This is a genomic window from Staphylococcus sp. GW823-FHT05F06, from assembly GCF_058795495.1.
The window spans coordinates 257,019-278,094 of record NZ_JBXAHW010000001.1 but is presented as its reverse complement, the minus strand read 5'-3'; the positions used below and the strand labels follow the sequence as shown (position 1 = coordinate 278,094).

18 protein-coding genes are annotated in these 21,076 nt (G+C 33.1%); all 18 read left to right on the top strand.

Features of this window, described 5'->3' with window-relative positions; translation table 11 throughout:
• Positions 1-4: 4 nt before the first annotated feature.
• The 18 genes from ftsZ to carB all read left to right on the top strand — a co-directional run bounded on the left by ftsZ (position 5) and on the right by carB (position 21,055).
• Positions 5-1,189, top strand: coding sequence for a cell division protein FtsZ (gene ftsZ / locus AC1Q7N_RS01270; protein ID WP_001830170.1), 1,185 nt, complete (start codon positions 5-7; stop codon positions 1,187-1,189).
• Positions 1,190-1,605: 416 nt separating this feature from the next.
• Entirely contained in the window at positions 1,606-2,397 is a 792-nt protein-coding gene (gene pgeF / locus AC1Q7N_RS01265) for a peptidoglycan editing factor PgeF (protein WP_002456593.1), read from the top strand.
• A gap of 25 nt (positions 2,398-2,422) precedes the next feature.
• Entirely contained in the window at positions 2,423-3,091 is a 669-nt protein-coding gene (locus AC1Q7N_RS01260; protein WP_001830146.1) for a YggS family pyridoxal phosphate-dependent enzyme, read from the top strand.
• Between the two features lie 13 nt (positions 3,092-3,104).
• On the top strand, positions 3,105-3,698 hold the full coding sequence (locus AC1Q7N_RS01255) for a cell division protein SepF (protein WP_001830143.1): 594 nt from the start codon (positions 3,105-3,107) through the stop codon (positions 3,696-3,698).
• 11 nt (positions 3,699-3,709) lie between these two features.
• Positions 3,710-4,000, top strand: coding sequence for a YggT family protein (locus AC1Q7N_RS01250; RefSeq protein WP_001830086.1), 291 nt, complete (start codon positions 3,710-3,712; stop codon positions 3,998-4,000).
• Between the two features lie 140 nt (positions 4,001-4,140).
• The gene (locus AC1Q7N_RS01245; RefSeq protein WP_032604113.1) at positions 4,141-4,917 is read left to right on the top strand and encodes a YlmH family RNA-binding protein; all 777 of its coding nucleotides are present in this window, start codon (positions 4,141-4,143) and stop codon (positions 4,915-4,917) included.
• Positions 4,918-4,939: 22 nt separating this feature from the next.
• Positions 4,940-5,596, top strand: coding sequence for a DivIVA domain-containing protein (locus AC1Q7N_RS01240; RefSeq protein WP_001830163.1), 657 nt, complete (start codon positions 4,940-4,942; stop codon positions 5,594-5,596).
• Positions 5,597-5,910: 314 nt separating this feature from the next.
• Positions 5,911-8,661, top strand: a complete 2,751-nt coding sequence (ileS, locus tag AC1Q7N_RS01235; protein WP_002469567.1) for an isoleucine--tRNA ligase — start codon at positions 5,911-5,913, stop codon at positions 8,659-8,661.
• 788 nt (positions 8,662-9,449) lie between these two features.
• Complete coding sequence (locus AC1Q7N_RS01230) at positions 9,450-10,247, top strand: VOC family protein (protein ID WP_001830106.1); 798 nt, start codon at positions 9,450-9,452, stop codon at positions 10,245-10,247.
• A gap of 4 nt (positions 10,248-10,251) precedes the next feature.
• A complete protein-coding gene (locus tag AC1Q7N_RS01225) occupies positions 10,252-10,722 on the top strand; it encodes a CHAP domain-containing protein (RefSeq protein WP_021298726.1) in 471 nt (156 codons plus the stop codon).
• 88 nt (positions 10,723-10,810) lie between these two features.
• On the top strand, positions 10,811-11,296 hold the full coding sequence (gene lspA, locus AC1Q7N_RS01220; protein WP_002494957.1) for a signal peptidase II: 486 nt from the start codon (positions 10,811-10,813) through the stop codon (positions 11,294-11,296).
• 2 nt (positions 11,297-11,298) lie between these two features.
• Positions 11,299-12,216, top strand: a complete 918-nt coding sequence (locus tag AC1Q7N_RS01215) for an RluA family pseudouridine synthase (protein WP_001830176.1) — start codon at positions 11,299-11,301, stop codon at positions 12,214-12,216.
• Positions 12,217-12,518: 302 nt separating this feature from the next.
• Complete coding sequence (pyrR, locus tag AC1Q7N_RS01210; protein ID WP_001830167.1) at positions 12,519-13,046, top strand: bifunctional pyr operon transcriptional regulator/uracil phosphoribosyltransferase PyrR; 528 nt, start codon at positions 12,519-12,521, stop codon at positions 13,044-13,046.
• 232 nt (positions 13,047-13,278) lie between these two features.
• On the top strand, positions 13,279-14,586 hold the full coding sequence (locus AC1Q7N_RS01205; RefSeq protein ID WP_001830174.1) for a uracil-xanthine permease family protein: 1,308 nt from the start codon (positions 13,279-13,281) through the stop codon (positions 14,584-14,586).
• A 25-nt stretch (positions 14,587-14,611) separates the two neighbouring features.
• The gene (locus tag AC1Q7N_RS01200; RefSeq protein ID WP_001830068.1) at positions 14,612-15,493 is read left to right on the top strand and encodes an aspartate carbamoyltransferase catalytic subunit; all 882 of its coding nucleotides are present in this window, start codon (positions 14,612-14,614) and stop codon (positions 15,491-15,493) included.
• 17 nt (positions 15,494-15,510) lie between these two features.
• Positions 15,511-16,788, top strand: coding sequence for a dihydroorotase (gene pyrC / locus AC1Q7N_RS01195; RefSeq protein WP_001830129.1), 1,278 nt, complete (start codon positions 15,511-15,513; stop codon positions 16,786-16,788).
• Positions 16,789-17,889, top strand: coding sequence for a carbamoyl phosphate synthase small subunit (locus AC1Q7N_RS01190; RefSeq protein ID WP_002470226.1), 1,101 nt, complete (start codon positions 16,789-16,791; stop codon positions 17,887-17,889).
• Positions 17,882-21,055, top strand: a complete 3,174-nt coding sequence (carB, locus tag AC1Q7N_RS01185; protein WP_002439440.1) for a carbamoyl-phosphate synthase large subunit — start codon at positions 17,882-17,884, stop codon at positions 21,053-21,055. Before AC1Q7N_RS01190 ends, carB begins: the two co-directional genes overlap by 8 nt.
• The last annotated feature ends 21 nt before the right edge of the window (positions 21,056-21,076 follow it).

Sequence of the window (21,076 nt, the reverse complement as noted above, 5' to 3'; positions counted from 1 at the left end):
TTAAATGTTAGAATTTGAACAAGGATTTAATCATTTAGCCACATTGAAAGTTATCGGTGTAGGTGGTGGCGGAAATAACGCCGTTAACCGTATGATTGACCATGGTATGAATAATGTAGAATTTATTGCCATCAACACTGATGGACAAGCTTTAAACTTATCAAAAGCTGAATCAAAAATTCAAATTGGTGAGAAATTAACACGTGGATTAGGTGCTGGTGCTAATCCTGAAATTGGGAAGAAAGCAGCAGAAGAATCAAGAGAACAAATTGAAGATGCTATCCAAGGTGCTGATATGGTATTCGTAACTGCTGGTATGGGTGGCGGTACTGGAACAGGTGCTGCACCGGTTGTTGCTAAAATAGCAAAAGAAATGGGTGCTTTAACTGTAGGTGTTGTTACGCGTCCATTCGGTTTCGAAGGTCGTAAGCGCCAAACACAAGCGGCTGCTGGTGTAGAATCTATGAAAGCAGCAGTGGATACATTAATTGTTATTCCAAATGATCGCTTATTAGATATCGTTGACAAATCTACGCCAATGATGGAAGCATTTAAAGAAGCGGATAATGTATTACGTCAAGGTGTACAAGGTATTTCAGATTTAATTGCAGTATCAGGTGAAGTGAACTTAGACTTTGCAGACGTTAAAACAATTATGTCTAATCAAGGTTCTGCGTTAATGGGTATCGGTGTGTCATCTGGTGAAAACAGAGCAGTCGAAGCCGCTAAAAAAGCAATTTCATCTCCATTATTAGAAACATCAATTGTAGGTGCTCAAGGTGTACTTATGAACATTACAGGTGGAGAATCACTGTCTTTATTTGAAGCTCAAGAAGCAGCTGATATTGTTCAAGATGCTGCAGATGAAGATGTGAATATGATTTTTGGTACAGTTATTAACCCAGAGCTTCAAGATGAAATTGTAGTTACTGTTATCGCAACTGGTTTTGAAGATAAACCTTCTTCACAAGGTCGTAAAGCTACAAGTACTGGTTTTGGTTCAAGTGTAAATAGTAGTTCTAATCATCAATCTGGTGCTAGTGCTAAAGAAGATTCATTCTCTGCACACACTTCTCATTCACAATCAAGTGAAAGTGTAAATGAAAGAAGCCACACTACTAAAGATGATGATATTCCTAGCTTTATTAGAAATAGAGAAGAAAGACGTTCTAGAAGAACTAGACGCTAATCGTCAATATAATCACTGTATTTTATAATAGCCTGAGACATTTTATAGTCTCAGGCATTTTTAACGTATTGGAGTATCTAAGTAATCTGAAAACTTAGTTATATATCAATATTTAACTAAATTTTTTTGTTTTGAAAGATAAGACAACACTTTTAATAAATTTTTGACGCTAATTCTCAAAATGACATTCATATATCGATAACACTGTTAATATAAATACTTTATATATTTATTATCTCATGTGCATCATTTAGGTAACCATTGATAGTTAGTAATTGGTACAAGTTTAAATAAATTTAAGTATGATATATAATTGTTTCATAATTGGTTACTTAATATTTAGATTATTTTTAGAACATTTCGATTTGAAATTAAGTGTATAGTGGAATGTATATATAAAGGGGTGGTGAAATATTTTGAAAGAGAGATTTATTAAGAAAACTCATTATTTAGACTATCAATTTGATGAGCCTACTGATATTAAGTTAGGTTTCACTACTCGAGAAAATGGGTTAAGTCCTTATCCTAATCATAGTTTTAATATGGCGAGATATATCAGTGACAGTGCACATCATATTACACATCATCAAAATATCTTAGCGAATCTTATTGGTTATACAAGAGATGAATGGGTTTTTCCTATACAAACACATGATAATCGTATCGTTGAAGTTACAAGTGAACATAAAGGAACAAATATTGATGAACTAACTGATGATTTACATGGCATAGATGGAATGTATACTTTTGATTCTCACATTCTTCTTACTATGTGTTATGCGGATTGTGTACCTGTATATTTTTATAGTGAACCACATGGCTATATAGGATTAGCACATGCAGGTTGGCGAGGAACATATGGTCAAATAGTAAAAGAAATGCTAAAAAAAGTGGATTTTGATTATGAAGACTTAAAGATTGTAATTGGTCCAGCAACTTCAAATTCTTATGAAATCAATGATGATATAAAAAATAAGTTTGAGGAATTAACCATTGATTCAACTTTATATATTGAGACCAGAGGTAAAAATCAACATGGTATTGATTTGAAAAAGGCTAACGCACTTCTTCTAGAAGAAGCTGGAGTTCCATCAAAAAACATATACGTTACGGAATATGCAACTTCAGAAAACTTAGATTTATTCTTTTCATATCGTGTTGAAAAAGGGCAGACGGGACGTATGTTAGCATTTATTGGACGGAAGTAAAGTGAATGAAGTAGGTGAATAATTTATGGATGTTAAAGAAAATCTTGCTAAGATTGAAAAGGAAATTGATGCAAGCATTAAAAAAAGTGCGCATTCAGCACAACCTCACGTGATTGCAGTAACAAAATATGTTACAATAGAGCGAGCTAGAGAAGCGTATAAAGTAGGAATAAGACATTTCGGTGAAAATCGATTAGATGGATTCAAAGAGAAGAAAGAATCTCTACCAAGCGATGTTAAATTACATTTCATTGGTTCTTTACAATCAAGGAAAGTAAAAGATATTATAAATGAAGTCGATTATTTTCATGCTTTAGATCGTTTAAGTCTAGCTAAGGAGATTAATAAAAGAGCAAATCATGTTATAAAATGTTTCTTACAAGTAAATGTTTCTGGAGAAGAATCTAAACATGGCATAGCTCTTGAAGAAGTGAATCAATTTATAAATCAAATTAAAGAATATGAAAATATCCAAATTATTGGATTAATGACGATGGCACCATTGACTGATGATTTATCGTACATAAGAAATTTATTTAAAGAATTAAGACATAAAAGAAATGAAATTCAACAATTCAATTTAGCACATGCACCTTGTACAGAATTATCTATGGGAATGAGTAATGATTATCAAATGGCAGTTGAAGAAGGTGCAACCTTTGTCAGAATTGGGACTAAACTTGTAGGAGAATAGGAGTGAGCCCCCCTTGGCTTTAAAGGATTTATTTAATAATTTTTTTGTAGTTGAAGAAGAAGAGGAAGTTGAAGGACCTGAAGAACGTGAATCTTCTAGATCACGTGAACGTGTTCAAGAACGCGAAGATTACAATCGTAATGAGAATCAAGCGACACCACAAACTTTTAACAATAAGCAACAAGCGATTAAGTCTGTACCTCAAAAGAACACTTTGAGATCGAATACAACTTCTGAAGAAAGGAATTATCGTATGAATAATAATTCAAAAAATAATTCTAGAAACGTTGTAACAATGAACCAAGCATCACAATCATATGCTGCTCAGGAAAGTTCAAAAATGTGTCTGTTTGAACCACGTGTCTTTTCAGATACTCAAGATATTGCCGACGAATTAAAAAACAGACGTGCAACTTTAGTAAATTTACAACGCATTGATCAAGTATCAGCAAAGCGTATTATTGATTTTTTAAGTGGTACGGTATACGCAATTGGTGGAGATATTCAACGCGTGGGTACTGATATTTTCTTATGCACACCTGATAATGTTGAAGTAGCCGGCAGTATAACTGATCACATCGAGAATATGGAGCAACACTACGAATAAGGAGTTCAACTATGGATATTGGTTTGCTAAGTACAATTTTCCGATTTATTATATTTTTAGTTCAAATATATTATTTTGGAATGATTATATATTTCTTTACTTCTTGGGTTCCGAGTATAAGAGAGTCTAAGTTTGGAGAATTTTTAGGAAAGTTATATGAACCTTTCTTAGAACCTTTCCGTAAAATTATTCCTCCTATTGGCTTTATAGACATTTCTTCTATCGCGGCAATCTTCGTTCTAGTTTTATTCCAAAGTGGTTTAGTAAAAATATTTAATTTAATTCTTGCATATTTATCTTAAAATGTGACACGCACTAATTTTATAATATTTAACATAACGAGGCAAAGTAGCTAGACTTTGACCTCGTTTTATCATATGACTTATTGTTGACAGTGTTATAGTCGTAGTGTTTTAAAAGTTTTTCAACATAAAAGGAGTAGATAACCATCGATATATATCAGCATTTTAGAAAGGAAGAACAAGATGCTCTCGATCAATTCATCGATAAATGTAAGCAGGCTGATGCTAATTATGCTCCAGTTCTAACCCATTTCTTGGATCCGAGAGGTCAATATATACTTGAAGTCATTACGCGTAGTTATCAAGATTTACATGTTACATTTTTTGGTGGACCACATGCAGAAAGAAAACGTGCAATCATCGCACCATTATATTTTAAGCCACAGCCTGAGGACTTTGAATTAACTTTATTTGAACTTCAATATCCTAAGAAATTTGTAACAATACAACATCAACACGTTCTTGGAACACTCATGTCACTGGGAATACAAAGAGATCAACTCGGCGATATTATAGTTGGAGAAGATATACAGTTTGTTTTGACAAAACAATTAGAATCATATATTATATCTGAATTAACGCGTATTAAGGGAGCCTCAGTTAAACTTAATTCTATTCCTACTGAAGATATGATACAATCAGAAGAGAATTGGAAAGTTCATAGTACAACTGTGAGCGCTTTGAGATTAGATGTAGTTTTAAAAGAGATGATTCATAAGTCTCGAAATATTGCACAACAATTAATTATAAAAAAAAGAGTCAAAGTTAACCATACAGTAATAGATTCTACAGATTTTCAATTAGAGCAGAATGATTTATTGTCAATCCAAGGTTATGGTAGAGCTCAAATTGTTGAAATAGGTGGAAAAACAAAAAAGAACAAGTTACACATTCATTATCAAACACTATTTAAATAGCTATCAATCAAGGAGGATTATCATGCCTTTTACACCAAGTGAGATTAAGAATAAAGAATTTACACGAGTAAAAAATGGTTTAGAACCTACAGAAGTTGCAAATTACTTAGAGCAACTAAGTAATGAAATCGAACGTTTAAAAGAAGATAAAAAGCAACTTGAAAAAGTCATTGAAGATAGAGATTCTAATATTAAATCATATAAAGATGTTCACCAATCAGTAAGCGATGCACTTATTCAAGCACAAAAAGTAGGAGAAGAGACAAAACAAGCAGCAACTAAAGAAGCTGAAGCCGTTTTATCAAAAGCACAAGTACAAGCTGACAGTATTGTGAATGATGCAATTGAAAAAGCGCGTCGTCTAGCTTTCCAAACTGAAGACATGAAACGACAATCTAAAGTTTTCCGCTCTCGTTTCCGTATGCTTGTTGAAGCACAACTTGACTTACTCAAAAGTGAAGATTGGGATTACTTACTCAATTATGATTTAGACGCCGAGCAAGTGACATTAGAAGATATTCATCATCTTCATGATAATGATTTGACACCTGAAGAACGTGCAATGAAACAAAAGCAAAATCAAGAAATATCGGCTAATCAGCCTTCTACATCAAGTTCAGAATCTGTGAGTCAATCAAATGCAAATAACGAATCATCACAATCAACATCAAATAATTAAAAACGAATCACAGGTTAACTATTTGATGTAAAAATACCGAAGAAATTTCATTGTTTATTAAAAATGCATTTTCTAAATAGTAATTTATTGATATGATATAAAGACAGACGCGTAAGAAACAGTGAACATAGTACAGCGAGTTAGGATTGGTGTGAGCCTAGCATATTGTTTGTTTCTTATATCACTGGCTTTTTCAATTTTATAAATATTCTTAAGAGAACTCTAAGTTGAGTTAAGTAGGGTGGTACCGCGGATTAACCGTCCCTTTTAATTGAACTTAGAGTTCTTTTTTATCATTACAAGGAGTGAATTTAATGAATTACAAAGATACCCTATTAATGCCGAAAACTGATTTTCCTATGAGAGGTGGCTTACCGAATAAAGAACCACAAATTCAAGAAATGTGGGATAATGATGAGCAATATCGCAAAGCGTTAGAAAAAAATAAAAATAATCCATCATTCATTTTGCATGACGGACCACCATATGCTAATGGTAATTTACATATGGGACATGCATTAAATAAAATCATAAAGGATTTTATTGTTCGTTATAAAACAATGCAAGGCTTTTATGCACCGTATGTGCCAGGTTGGGATACTCATGGTTTACCAATTGAACAGGCTTTAACTAAAAAAGGCGTTGATCGCAAAAAAATGTCAGTTGCAGAATTTAGAGAGAAATGTAAAGAATTTGCATTAAAGCAAATTGACATTCAAAAGAAAGATTTTAAGCGCCTTGGTGTACGAGGTGATTTTAATAATCCATACATTACATTAACACCTGAATACGAAGCCGCACAAATAAGATTATTTGGAGAAATGGCAGACAAAGGTTTGATTTATAAAGGGAAAAAACCTGTGTATTGGTCACCTTCAAGTGAATCATCACTTGCAGAAGCTGAGATAGAATATCATGACAAACGTTCTGCATCAATTTACGTTGCTTTTGACGTCAAAGACAGTAAAGGTAAAGTTGATTCTGATGCCCAATTTATTATTTGGACAACTACACCATGGACAATTCCATCAAATGTGGCAATTACAGTTCATCCAGAGCTAAAATATGGTCAGTATAATGTTGATGGACATAAATACATAGTTGCCCAAGCATTATCAGAAGAAGTCGCAGAAGCATTAGGTTGGGATAAAGATTCTATACAATTAGAGAAAGAATTCACAGGTAAAGAATTGGAATTTATAGAGGCACAACATCCATTCCTAGATCGTGTATCATTAGTAATTAACGGTGAACATGTTACGACAGACGCTGGTACGGGATGTGTCCATACAGCTCCCGGTCACGGGGAAGATGACTATATTGTAGGTCAAAAATATGATTTACCAGTAATTAGTCCTTTAAATGATAAAGGTGTATTCACTGAAGAAGGTGGACCATTTGAAGGAATGTTCTACGACAAAGCAAACAAAGCTGTGACTGATCTTTTAAAAGAAAAAGACGCACTACTTAAACTTGACTTTATTACACATAGTTATCCTCATGATTGGCGTACGAAAAAACCTGTTATCTTTAGAGCTACACCACAATGGTTTGCATCCATTAATAAAGTAAGACAGGATATTCTTGATGCAATTGAAGACACGAACTTTAAAGTAGACTGGGGTAAAACACGAATTTACAATATGATTCGCGATCGTGGCGAATGGGTAATTTCTCGTCAACGTGTATGGGGCGTTCCTTTACCGGTATTTTATGCTGAAAATGGCGACATCATTATGACTAAAGAGACAGTAAATCATGTTGCAGATTTATTTGAAAAATACGGTTCAAATATTTGGTTTGAAAAAGAAGCTAAAGAATTACTTCCTGAAGGATTTAGTCATCCTGGAAGCCCTAACGGTGAATTTACTAAAGAAACTGATATTATGGACGTTTGGTTTGATTCTGGTTCATCACACCGTGGTGTATTAGAAACGAGACCTGAACTTTCATTCCCAGCAGACCTCTATTTTGAGGGTAGTGATCAGTATCGCGGTTGGTTCAACTCTTCAATTACAACTGCTGTAGCTACTCGTGGTCAAGCGCCGTATAAATTCTTGTTATCACATGGCTTTGTCATGGACGGTGAAGGTAAGAAGATGAGTAAGTCATTAGGTAATGTTATAGTTCCTGATCAAGTTGTTAAACAAAAAGGCGCAGATATTGCACGTTTATGGGTAAGTAGTACTGATTACCTTTCTGATGTGCGTATTTCCGATGAAATTCTTAAACAAACGTCTGATGTATATCGAAAAATTCGAAATACTTTAAGATTTATGTTAGGTAATATTAACGATTTCAACCCTGAAACGGATAGTATTGCTGAAACAAATTTACTTGAAGTAGATCGCTATTTGTTAAATCGTTTACGTGAATTCACAGCGAGTACGATTAATAACTATGAGAATTTTGATTATTTGAATATTTATCAAGAAGTTCAAAACTTTATCAATGTTGAACTAAGTAACTTCTATTTAGATTACGGTAAAGATATACTTTATATTGAGAAAAAAGATTCTCATAAACGTCGTAGCATGCAAACCGTTTTATATCAAATACTTATTGACATGACAAAATTACTAGCACCAATTTTAGTGCATACAGCTGAAGAAGTTTGGTCTCATACGCCTCATGTAAAAGAAGAAAGTGTACACCTTTCAGATATGCCTAAAGTTGTTGATGTAGATGAAGAATTGTTAGAAAAATGGAATACATTTATGAATTTACGTGATGATGTTAACCGTGCATTAGAACAAGCACGTAATGAAAAAGTAATTGGTAAGTCATTAGAAGCTAAAGTGGTTATTGGAAACAATGAAACATTTAATACAGCGGAATTCTTACAACAATTTAATGACTTACAACAATTATTCATCGTTTCACAAGTTGAAGTTAAAGATAAAGTAAATGATGGTGTATCCTATCAATATGGAGATATCCATATTAAACATGCTGAAGGTGAAAAATGTGAAAGATGTTGGAACTATACAGAAGAATTAGGTTCAGTAGGTGAACTTGAACATTTATGCCCACGATGTCAAGAAGTAGTAAAAACTTTAGTATAATAAAAAGTTTTTACATGTGAGCGTGTATTTCAAGAAAATAAATTTTAAATTATTGATTAAATACAATAAGAAAGCCCAAAATGAATTTCATTTTGGGCTTATTTTTGTGAAGTTATAAGATTTCAAATAAAGAAATTTCACTAACTTTTTAAAGGTAATTTGATAAAGTAGATTTCTATATTTAATGTTTGGTTTTTAATAAAATTGAACAAGTTTCGTAGATTCATATTCATTACATTTTTGTGTCATAGAATATTTTTCTCATTATAAGCACAGTGATTGTATTGAATCTTCATGTATAAAATGATAACAATATTAATAAGGTATAAATCAATCATTTGAGTTCAATTTAATTTTTAGTCATAATATATAAAATACAAAGTGTTGGATAGTGTAGTATAGTATTTATTCACATTACTGATTGAATTCATTAGGATTTAATAATAAAAGCATCAATATAATAATTTTATCTAAATGTATTAAATTTTTGTATAGATACAATTCATAATCAAACGTCTTGGACAAAAATATTTAATTTTTAATAAAATATAGGCATATGTTTTTAATAAACGTTGTTACTAAATTTAGATAGCATTTAGATTTTCATTTATCTTTATTATGTGAGTGAAAAAAAGAGAAAGATTAAAAGAAGAAACACGTATATATTTTTTATTACTGCGCTTAAAAAGATAAACATACACTTTCAACAAAGTAATCATTTAATTATTTAAAAGAAAAGTAATCATTTAATTATTTAAAAGAAAAGTAATCATTGAAAGGAAAATAAGATGTTTCATAACAAAAATGCAAATTTTGTAAATGGTGTAACTATCAATATTAAAGATAAAGAAACAATTAAAACATTTTATGAGAATGTTTTAGGATTTAATCTTATCAATGAATCTGAAACTGCTGTACAATTTGAAGTTGGCGATTCAAATCAATTTATTACTTTTATTGAAATACAGAATGGACGAGAACCGTTAATGTCTGAAGCAGGTCTTTTCCATATTGGTATATTGTTGCCTACTTTGACTACATTAGCTGATTTACTCGTACATTTAAGTGATTTTGAAGTACCAGTGAACGGTGGACAACAAAGTGTTGCAACATGTTTATTTATTGAGGATCCAGAGGGCAATGCTATAAAGTTTTATGTCGATCGTGAGACAGAATCATGGATTGATGAGAAAGAAGGCAGAATTAGAATGGATATTGCTCCAATTAATGTACCTCGATTACTGCAAAACGTCTCTCATACTCAATGGCAGGGCATACCAGATGAAACTAAATTAGGTTCATTACATATTAAGTCCATTCGAATTTCTGATGTTAAATCATATTATTTAAATTATTTTGGACTAGAAGAATCAGCATATATGGACGATTATTCTCTATTTTTATCTTCAAACGAGTATTATAATCATTTGGCTGTTAATCAGTGGTTATCTGCGACAAAACGAGTAGATAATGAACATACCTATGGTTTAGCTATGATAGATTTTCACTATCCAAAAACAACACATAAAAATCTTAAAGGACCTGATGGTATTTATTTTAGATTTAATAGAATAAAAGAAGTGTGATGATATGAAAAAAGCAATCATAGTCATGTTTGTTGTTACTGTTATCTTGACAATAGCAGCACTCATTGACGAGTTTATGATTCAAGATGCGAAACATGGTCAAAGTCGTTTTACGTCACATCATCCTATGAAAATCAATACATATAAAAAGGGGCAGTGTACATATTACGTCTTTGAACGTGTTAAAAATGATGGAAATAAGATAAACAATAATTGGAGCGACGCCAAGCATTGGGATAAAAAAGCAATTGATGATGGATACATTGTTGACCGTAACCCTAAAAAAGGATCAATATTACAATCTTCTAAAGGGAAATACGGTCATGTTGCATATATAGAAACAATAAATGAAGATGGTTCTATGCAAGTTTCAGAAATGAACTATACACAACCTTATGAAATCACAAAACGCACAATTCATACCTATGATATTAAAAATTATTATTATATTCATCCGCAAAAGATAAAAACATAATAGACAAGATATCTTTTTCAAAATTACGTTCTAGGATATAATGTTAAGTGTTGCTTTAGATGACATTAAAAAGAATGGAGGCACTTCTTTGAAAAAGAAATACTATATTAGCATCTCTTTACTTATGACAATCATTGTATTAGTTTTCGATCAAGTTTCTAAATGGCTTATTACAATCTCAATGAAGGTTGGAGATTCATATGAAATTATCCCTAACTTTTTAAATATTACATCCCATAGAAACAACGGTGCAGCATGGGGGATTTTGAGTGGTAAAATGCTATTTTTCTATATTATTACTATCATTATTTTAATCGTTTTAGTTATTTTTTATATTAAAGAAGCACAATTTAATTTGTTTATGCAAGTTGCAATAAGCCTATTATTTGCTGGAGCTTTAGGAAATTTTATTGATCGCGTATTACATGGCGAAGTTGTGGATTTTATTGATACAAATATATTCGGATACGATTTTCCTATCTTTAATATTGCGGATTCAAGCTTAACAATTGGAGTTATATTCGTAATCATCGCACTCATTAAAGATGCAATCATAAATAAGAAGGAGGTCTAGTTTTGGAAAATTATAATTTTAATATTATCGAACAATCACAAGTTGGACAACGTATAGATAAACTTGTTTCAGATTTAAATAAAGATTGGTCACGTAGTCAACTTCAAGATTGGATTAAAGAAGGTTTAGTCAAGGTAAATGGTAAAGTAATTAAATCGAACTATAAGGTCAAGTTAAATGACAAAATTGTTGTAACCGAGAAAGAAGTCGTAGAGGCAGATATAAAACCTGAAAACTTAAATTTAGATATTTATTATGAAGACGAAGACGTTGCTGTTGTATATAAACCAAAAGGTATGGTTGTACATCCATCTCCAGGCCATTATAGTGGAACATTAGTAAATGGATTAATGTATCAAATTAAAGATTTATCAGGAATCAATGGCGAAATACGTCCCGGCATAGTTCATAGAATAGATAAAGATACGTCTGGTTTATTAATGGTTGCTAAAAATGATGTTGCTCATCGTCATTTAGTTGAACAACTTATGTCTAAAACTGTTAAACGAAAATACACGGCGTTAGTTCATGGTAATATCCCTCATGATTATGGCACTATTGACGCACCAATTGGTCGAAATAAAAACGATAGACAATCGATGGCTGTGGTTGATGACGGTAAAGAAGCTGTGACACACTTTAATGTATTAGAGCATTTTAAAGATTATACATTGATAGAATGTCAATTAGAAACAGGGCGTACACATCAAATTCGTGTACATATGAAATATATTGGTTATCCTCTTGTAGGGGATCCGAAGTATGGACCTAAAAAAACGTTAGATATCGATGGACAAGCTTTACATGCTGGTATAATTGGTTTCGAACATCCTGTAACACATGAATACATTGAGAAGCATGCAACATTACCTAACGATTTTGAAAAGTTACTAGATGATATAAGACGTAGAGATGCATAAACGAATGAGGCATCGATTTTTAATTATAAATACTAACTTTGCCATTGACTTATACTATTAAAAGTTTTAAACTAATAACAGTTTAAATATAAAAACGTCATCTTTAATTGAGGGTCCAGAGAGGCTCCGAAGATATGAATAATTAGGATAATAATATTTTGATGATTAAGTTACTAATACTTTTGCTGTGTTTATAACTTAAGAATGTGAATATAATAGAGAATATAGATTATTCTCTTTAACTTTTTGTCTCATATCTTTATTAAAGATATGAGTTTTTTTATATTAAAAGAGGTGAAACAATGTCTGAACGAATTATTTTAGATGAGGCAGCGATACAACGTACAATTACACGAATTGCTCATGAAATTCTAGAATATAACAAGGGAACTAAAGATTTAGTTCTATTAGGCATTAAAACAAGAGGTGCTTTTTTAGCACATCGTATACAAGATAAAATAAATTCAATTGAACAACAATTAGTACCAACAGGTACTATCGATATCACGCATTTTCGAGATGACGTTGATAAGGTAGTGCAACAAGCTGATCAATACGCTTTTGATATTAATGTAGATATTAATAACAAAGTGGTTGTTATCATTGACGATGTTTTGTATACCGGACGTACAGTAAGAGCCTCATTAGATGCGATTTTATTACATACAAGACCTATTAAAATAGGGCTTGCAGCACTTGTGGATCGTGGTCATCGTGAACTCCCTATACGCGCAGATTTTGTAGGAAAAAATATACCTACAGCACGAGATGAATCTGTTTCAGTTTATTTAGAAGAAATTGACGATAGAAATGCAGTCGTCATTGAATAATTATCCTTTTAAAACAGTACGAGAGACTGAAAAAGGTGAAGTGTTTCTTATGGATAAATCTAAATATGACTATAAAAAGATTATGTAAACTATAAATATCCAATAGAAGCTTCATTGATAAATGTGATGATAAAAGTTTAACTTAACATTACACTTAGATATATTTCATTTTAGTCTCTTTACATTCTACTGATTGTAAAGAGACTTTTTTTATGAAAGGAAATGAATCAACATGGAAAATGAGCAAATGTTTGAGCGTACCGTTCAGCCAGTTCTTGATGTAAAAGATAAACCAAAACCAGCACAATGGGCATTTCTGAGTCTTCAACATTTATTTGCAATGTTTGGATCAACTGTACTTGTACCATTTTTAACACATCTGCCTATATCAGCAGCTTTGTTGGCATCAGGTATTGGTACACTTTTATACATATTAATCACAAAAGCGAAAATTCCTGCCTACCTAGGATCGAGTTTTGCCTTTATTACACCTATCATTACAGGGTTAAGTACACATAGTCTTGGAGATATGCTGGTTGCATTATTTATGAGTGGATTAATGTACGTGATTATAGGTATTTTCATTAAATTGAGTGGAACACATTGGTTAATGCACTTGTTACCACCAGTAGTTGTCGGACCAGTAATAATGGTCATTGGGTTAAGTTTAGCTCCTACAGCAGTAAACATGGCCATGTTCGAAAATTCTGCTGAAATGAAAGGGTATAACTTAAGTTACTTAATTGTTGCTTTGATTACATTAGCAGTAACCATCATCGTCCAAGGATTCTTCAAAGGATTTTTATCACTAATACCTGTACTTATAGGTATTATAGTGGGATATATTGTATCCATTTTCATGGGCATAGTTAAATTTGCTCCAATAGCACAAGCGAAATGGATAGATTTTCCTCATATTTATCTACCATTTAAAGATTACACACCATCTTTTCATTTAGGACTCATTCTCGTGATGATACCCGTGGTGTTTGTGACGGTAAGTGAACATATTGGTCATCAAATGGTAATTAATAAAATAGTAGGACGCAATTTCTTTGAAAATCCAGGTTTAGATAAATCAATCATTGGTGATGGTGTTTCAACTATGTTTGCAAGTATGATAGGAGGTCCTCCTAGTACAACTTATGGTGAAAATATAGGTGTACTAGCGATCACCAAAATATATAGTATTTACGTTATTGGTGGTGCGGCAGTTATAGCTATCATTCTTGCATTTATTGGTAAGTTCACTGCTTTAATATCTTCAATACCTACGCCAGTGATGGGTGGTGTCTCAATTTTATTATTCGGTATTATAGCAGCTAGTGGTTTAAGAATGCTTGTTGAAAGTCAAGTAGATTTCGCAAGCAATCGCAACTTGGTTATAGCATCAGTTGTGCTTGTTGTCGGGATTGGTAATCTTCTTATCAATTTAAAAGGCATAGGTATCAATTTACAAATTGAAGGAATGGCATTATCAGCACTTTCAGGAATAATATTAAATTTAATTTTGCCAAAAGATAAAAACCAAATAAATTAAGCTTTATTTCTATAGGAGGCGCTTTATGGAACACTTATTATCAATGGAGCATTTATCTAATTCAGAAATTTATGATTTAATTACTATCGCTTGCCAATTCAAATCTGGTGAGCGACCATTACCTCAATTTAACGGTCAATACGTATCAAACTTATTCTTCGAAAATTCAACGCGAACAAAGTGTAGCTTTGAGATGGCAGAACAAAAATTAGGATTAAAACTTATTAATTTTGAAACAAGTACATCATCTGTAAAAAAGGGTGAGTCACTTTATGACACATGTAAAACACTTGAAAGTATAGGTGTTGATTTACTTGTCATACGTCACTCCCAAAATTCTTATTACGAAGAACTGGATCAATTAAATATTCCAATTGCTAATGCAGGTGATGGAAGTGGACAACATCCTACTCAGAGTTTATTAGACATAATGACAATATATGAAGAATATGGTTCGTTTGAAGGTTTGAATATTCTAATATGCGGGGACATTAAAAATTCTCGTGTCGCAAGAAGTAATTATCATAGTTTAACATCATTAGGTGCCAACGTAATGTTCTCAAGTCCAAAAGAATGGGTAGATAATACATTAGAGGCGCCTTATGTTGAAATTGATGAAGTCATTGATAAAGTAGATATTGTTATGTTGCTTAGAGTTCAACATGAAAGACATGGAATTTCAGGTGAAGCTAACTTTGCTGCTGAAGAATATCATCAACAATTTGGTTTAACACAGGCTAGATATGATAAATTAAAAGAGGAAGCCATTGTAATGCATCCAGCTCCTGTAAATAGAGGTGTTGAAATTAAAAGCGAGCTAGTTGAAGCACCTAAGTCTCGAATATTTAAGCAGATGGAAAATGGAATGTATTTAAGAATGGCAGTAATAAGTGCGCTTTTACAATAGAAAGGGGTTAATTCTACATGAAATTAATTAAAAACGGAAAAATCTTAAAAAACGGTATCCTAAAAGACACAGAAATATTAATCGACGGTAAACGTATTAAACAAATTAGTAGTAAAATTAATGCCTCATCTTCAAATATTGAAGTTATTGATGCAAAAGGAAATTTAATTGCTCCCGGTTTTGTAGATGTTCATGTGCACCTACGTGAACCAGGTGGTGAACATAAAGAAACAATTGAAAGTGGTACAAAAGCCGCTGCAAGAGGTGGTTTTACTACAGTATGCCCTATGCCTAATACAAGACCTGTACCAGATACAGTTGAACATGTCAGAGAATTAAGACAACGAATTTCTGAAACAGCACAAGTTAGGGTGTTGCCTTATGCTGCTATTACTAAGAGACAAGCAGGTACTGAACTTGTTGATTTTGAAAAATTAGCACTAGAAGGTGTGTTTGCATTTACTGACGATGGTGTGGGAGTTCAAACAGCAAGTATGATGTATGCTGCTATGAAGCAAGCTGCAAAAGTTAAAAAACCGATTGTCGCACACTGTGAAGATAATAGCTTAATCTATGGTGGTGCAATGCATAAAGGTAAACGTAGTGAAGAATTAGGCATACCTGGTATTCCAAATATTGCTGAATCTGTACAAATTGCTAGAGATGTATTATTGGCTGAAGCAACTGGTTGTCACTATCATGTGTGTCATGTTTCAACTAAGGAAAGTGTTCGAGTAATCAGAGACGCTAAAAAAGCTGGTATCCATGTAACAGCAGAAGTTACACCACATCATTTATTATTAACTGAAAATGATGTTCCTGGCGATGATTCAAACTACAAAATGAATCCACCATTAAGAAGTAATGAAGATAGAGAAGCACTTTTAGAAGGCTTATTAGATGGAACAATTGATTGTATTGCAACGGATCATGCACCTCACGCTAAAGAAGAAAAAGCACAACCTATGACAAAAGCACCTTTCGGCATCGTAGGTAGTGAAACAGCATTCCCATTACTTTATACACACTTTGTAAGACGAGGTAATTGGTCACTGCAACAATTAGTTGATTATTTCACTATTAAACCAGCTACTATTTTCAACTTAAATTATGGAAAATTACACAAAGATAGTTACGCTGATTTAACAATAATTGATCTTAATACTGAAAAAGAAATCAAAAGTGAAGATTTCTTATCTAAAGCTGATAACACTCCATTTATTGGTGAAAAAGTTTATGGAAATCCAACACTAACAATGCTTAAAGGTGAAGTAGTATTCGAGGAGGAAAAGTAGATGCTTGAAAAACGTTATCTTGTACTGGAAGATGGCTCTTATTACGAAGGATATCGCTTAGGGTCAGATGACTTATCTATAGGCGAAATTGTATTCAACACTGCTATGACGGGGTACCAAGAAACAATCTCTGACCCGTCTTACACAGGTCAAATCATAACTTTTACGTACCCACTAATTGGAAACTATGGTATTAATCGCGATGATTTTGAATCATTAACACCTAAATTAAATGGGGTAGTAGTAAAGGAAGCAAGTACACACCCTAGTAACTTTAGACACCAAAAAACTTTACACGAAACACTTGCTCAATATCATATTCCTGGTATATCGGGGGTAGATACTAGAAGTATTACTCGTAAAATTAGAAATCATGGTGTTTTAAGAGCTGGATTTACAGATAATAAAGATAACATTCAGGAACTTGTTGAACAGTTGAAAACTGCTGAATTACCTAGAGATGAAGTTCAAACGGTTTCTACAAAAACACCATATGTATCAACAGGTTCCGATTTAAGCGTCGTTTTACTCGACTTTGGTAAAAAGCAAAATATCGTTCGTGAATTAAATTTACGTGGTTGCAACGTCACAGTTGTACCATATGATACGTCAGCTGAAGAGATTTTAGGCATGTCTCCAGATGGTGTCATGCTATCAAACGGACCTGGTGATCCAGACGAAGTTGACGTTGCTTTAGATATGATCAGAGGCATATTAGGAAAGATACCATTCTTTGGTATCTGCCTTGGTCATCAACTTTTTGCATTATCACAAGGCGCAACTTCATTCAAAATGAAATTTGGACATCGTGGTGCGAACCATCCCGTTAAAGATTTAAGAACAGGTAAAATAGATATCACGAGCCAAAATCACGGCTATTCTATTGATCGTGACTCGCTAAAAAATACTGACCTTGAAGTTACACACATTGCTTTAAACGATGGTACTGTTGAAGGACTAAGACATAAAGAACTTCCAGCGTTTTCAGTCCAATATCATCCTGAAGCAAGACCAGGTCCAAGTGATTCTAATTACTTATTTGATGAGTTCATAGCAATGATGAAGGATTTCAAAGAAAAGGAGCGTCAAATCAATGCCTAAAAGAGATGATATTAAGACAATTTTAGTAGTCGGTTCAGGCCCAATTATTATTGGACAAGCTGCAGAATTTGACTATGCAGGAACACAAGCTTGTCTAGCATTAAAAGAAGAAGGCTACAGAGTTATTTTAGTTAATTCTAATCCTGCAACAATAATGACAGATAAAGAAATTGCCGATAAAGTCTACATAGAACCATTAACGCACGATTTTATTGCTCGTATTATTAGAAAAGAACAACCAGATGCATTATTACCTACTTTAGGTGGTCAAACTGGGTTGAACATGGCGATTCAACTTCATGATAGTGGTGTGTTAGAAGCTAATAATGTAAAGTTGTTAGGCACAGAGCTAGAGTCTATTCAACAAGCCGAAGATCGTGAAATGTTTAGAACATTAATGAATGATTTAAATGTACCTGTACCAGAAAGCGATATTGTTAATACAGTAGAACAAGCATTTGAATTTAAAGAACAAGTTGGATACCCGTTAATTGTACGTCCTGCATTTACGATGGGAGGTACTGGCGGTGGTATTTGCCATAATGATGCTGAATTAAAAGAAGTTGTTAGTAATGGTTTACACTATAGCCCTGCTACACAATGTTTAATAGAAAAATCAATCGCAGGTTATAAAGAAATCGAATATGAAGTTATGCGTGATAAAAATGATAACGCAATCGTAGTATGTAATATGGAGAACATAGATCCTGTAGGCATTCATACTGGAGATTCAATCGTTGTTGCACCGAGTCAAACACTGTCAGATGTAGAATATCAAATGCTACGAGACGTATCTTTAAAAGTAATTCGTGCTTTAGGTATTGAAGGTGGATGTAATGTGCAACTCGCGCTTGACCCACATTCATTGAATTATTACATCATTGAGGTCAACCCACGTGTGTCTCGTTCATCAGCATTAGCTTCAAAAGCGACGGGTTATCCTATTGCAAAATTAGCTGCTAAGATTGCCGTAGGTTTAACATTAGATGAAATGCTTAACCCTATCACAGGAACTTCATATGCTGCATTTGAACCAACTTTAGACTATGTTATTTCTAAAATTCCACGTTTCCCATTTGATAAATTCGAAAAAGGTGAACGTGAACTTGGAACTCAAATGAAAGCGACAGGCGAAGTCATGGCAATCGGTCGTACATATGAAGAATCTTTACTGAAAGCCATTCGTTCACTTGAATATGGTGTTCATCATTTAGGTTTACCAAATGGAGAAAGTTATGAATTAGATTACATTAAAGAGCGTATTGGACATCAAGATGATGAAAGATTGTTCTTTATCGGCGAAGCAATTCGTAGAGGAACATCTCTTGAAGAACTTCATAATATGACAAAAATTGACTATTTCTTCCTAAATAAGTTCCAAAACATTATTGATATTGAGCATGAACTTAAAAATCATCAAGGTGATTTAGAGTATTTAAAATACGCTAAAGATTATGGTTTTAGTGATAAAGTGATTGCTCATAGATGGGATAAGGAAGAAAAAGACATATATCAACTACGTATGAGTCAAAATATTAAACCAGTTTATAAAATGGTTGATACATGTGCAGCTGAATTTGAATCCACAACGCCATACTATTATGGTACGTATGAATATGAAAATGAATCTATAGTAACTGATAAAGAGAAAATTCTAGTACTAGGTTCAGGACCAATTAGAATTGGCCAAGGGGTAGAATTTGATTATGCAACTGTACATGCAGTATGGGCTATTCAAAATGCTGGTTACGAAGCTATTATTGTGAATAATAATCCGGAGACTGTATCTACTGACTTTTCAATTTCTGACAAATTATATTTTGAACCACTAACAGAAGAAGATGTTATGAATATCATTAACTTAGAACAACCTAAAGGTGTTGTAGTACAATTTGGTGGTCAAACAGCAATAAACTTAGCTGATAAGTTAGCACAACATGGTGTTAAAATTCTCGGAACATCATTAGAAGATTTAAATCGAGCTGAGGATAGAAAGGAATTTGAAGCGTTATTACGTGAAATAGCTGTACCCCAGCCACAAGGTAAAACTGCTACATCACCTAAAGAAGCTCTTGAAAATGCAAGAGAAATAGGCTATCCAGTTGTAGTTCGTCCTTCATACGTGCTTGGTGGCCGTGCAATGGAGATTGTAGATAATGATCAAGAACTTGAAAATTATATGACTCAAGCTGTTAAAGCAAGTCCAGAACATCCTGTATTGGTAGACCGCTATTTAACAGGAAAAGAGATAGAAGTGGATGCTATTTCAGATGGTGAGACTGTCGTGATTCCAGGAATTATGGAACATATAGAGCGTGCAGGTGTTCACAGTGGAGATTCTATTGCAGTTTATCCACCACAAACACTGACTCAAGACGAAATTAATACACTCGAAGACTACACAATTAAATTGGCAAAAGGTTTAAATATTAAAGGTCTTATTAACATTCAATTTGTCATAGCTCACGACGGTGTTTATGTGTTAGAAGTTAATCCGCGTTCAAGCCGTACGGTACCATTCTTAAGTAAGATTACTGATATTCAAATGGCACAATTAGCGATGCGTGCAATTATGGGTGAAACGCTTGCCGAAATTGGGTTCAAACAAGGTATCCAACCATACTCTGAAGGCGTATATGTTAAAGCGCCCGTATTTAGTTTTAATAAATTAAAAAATGTAGATATAACGCTTGGACCAGAGATGAAGTCTACAGGTGAAGTTATGGGTAAAGACCTAACACTTGAAAAAGCGCTATACAAAGGTCTCACTGGTAGCGGATTTGAAGTGAAAGATCATGGTACAGTATTGATGACTGTAAGTGATAAAGATAAAGATGAAATAGTCAAGATTGCACATCGATTAAATGAAATAGGCTACAAAATATTGGCTACTCGTGGAACAGCACAAAAGTTAAAAGATCATAATATTCCAGTTGAGGTCGTAGGTAAAATCGGTGGCGAGGATGATTTACTGACACGAATTCAAAATGGAGAAGTGCAAATTGTCATTAATACTATGACAAAAGGAAAAGAAATCGAACGAGATGGATTCCAAATTCGACGTACAACAGTTGAAAATGGTGTACCTTGTTTAACATCACTGGATACTGCCAGTGCTTTAACAAATGTCATTGAAAGCATGACGTTTACTATGAGAAATGTATAATCTTTATGATAGAAGTTAAAA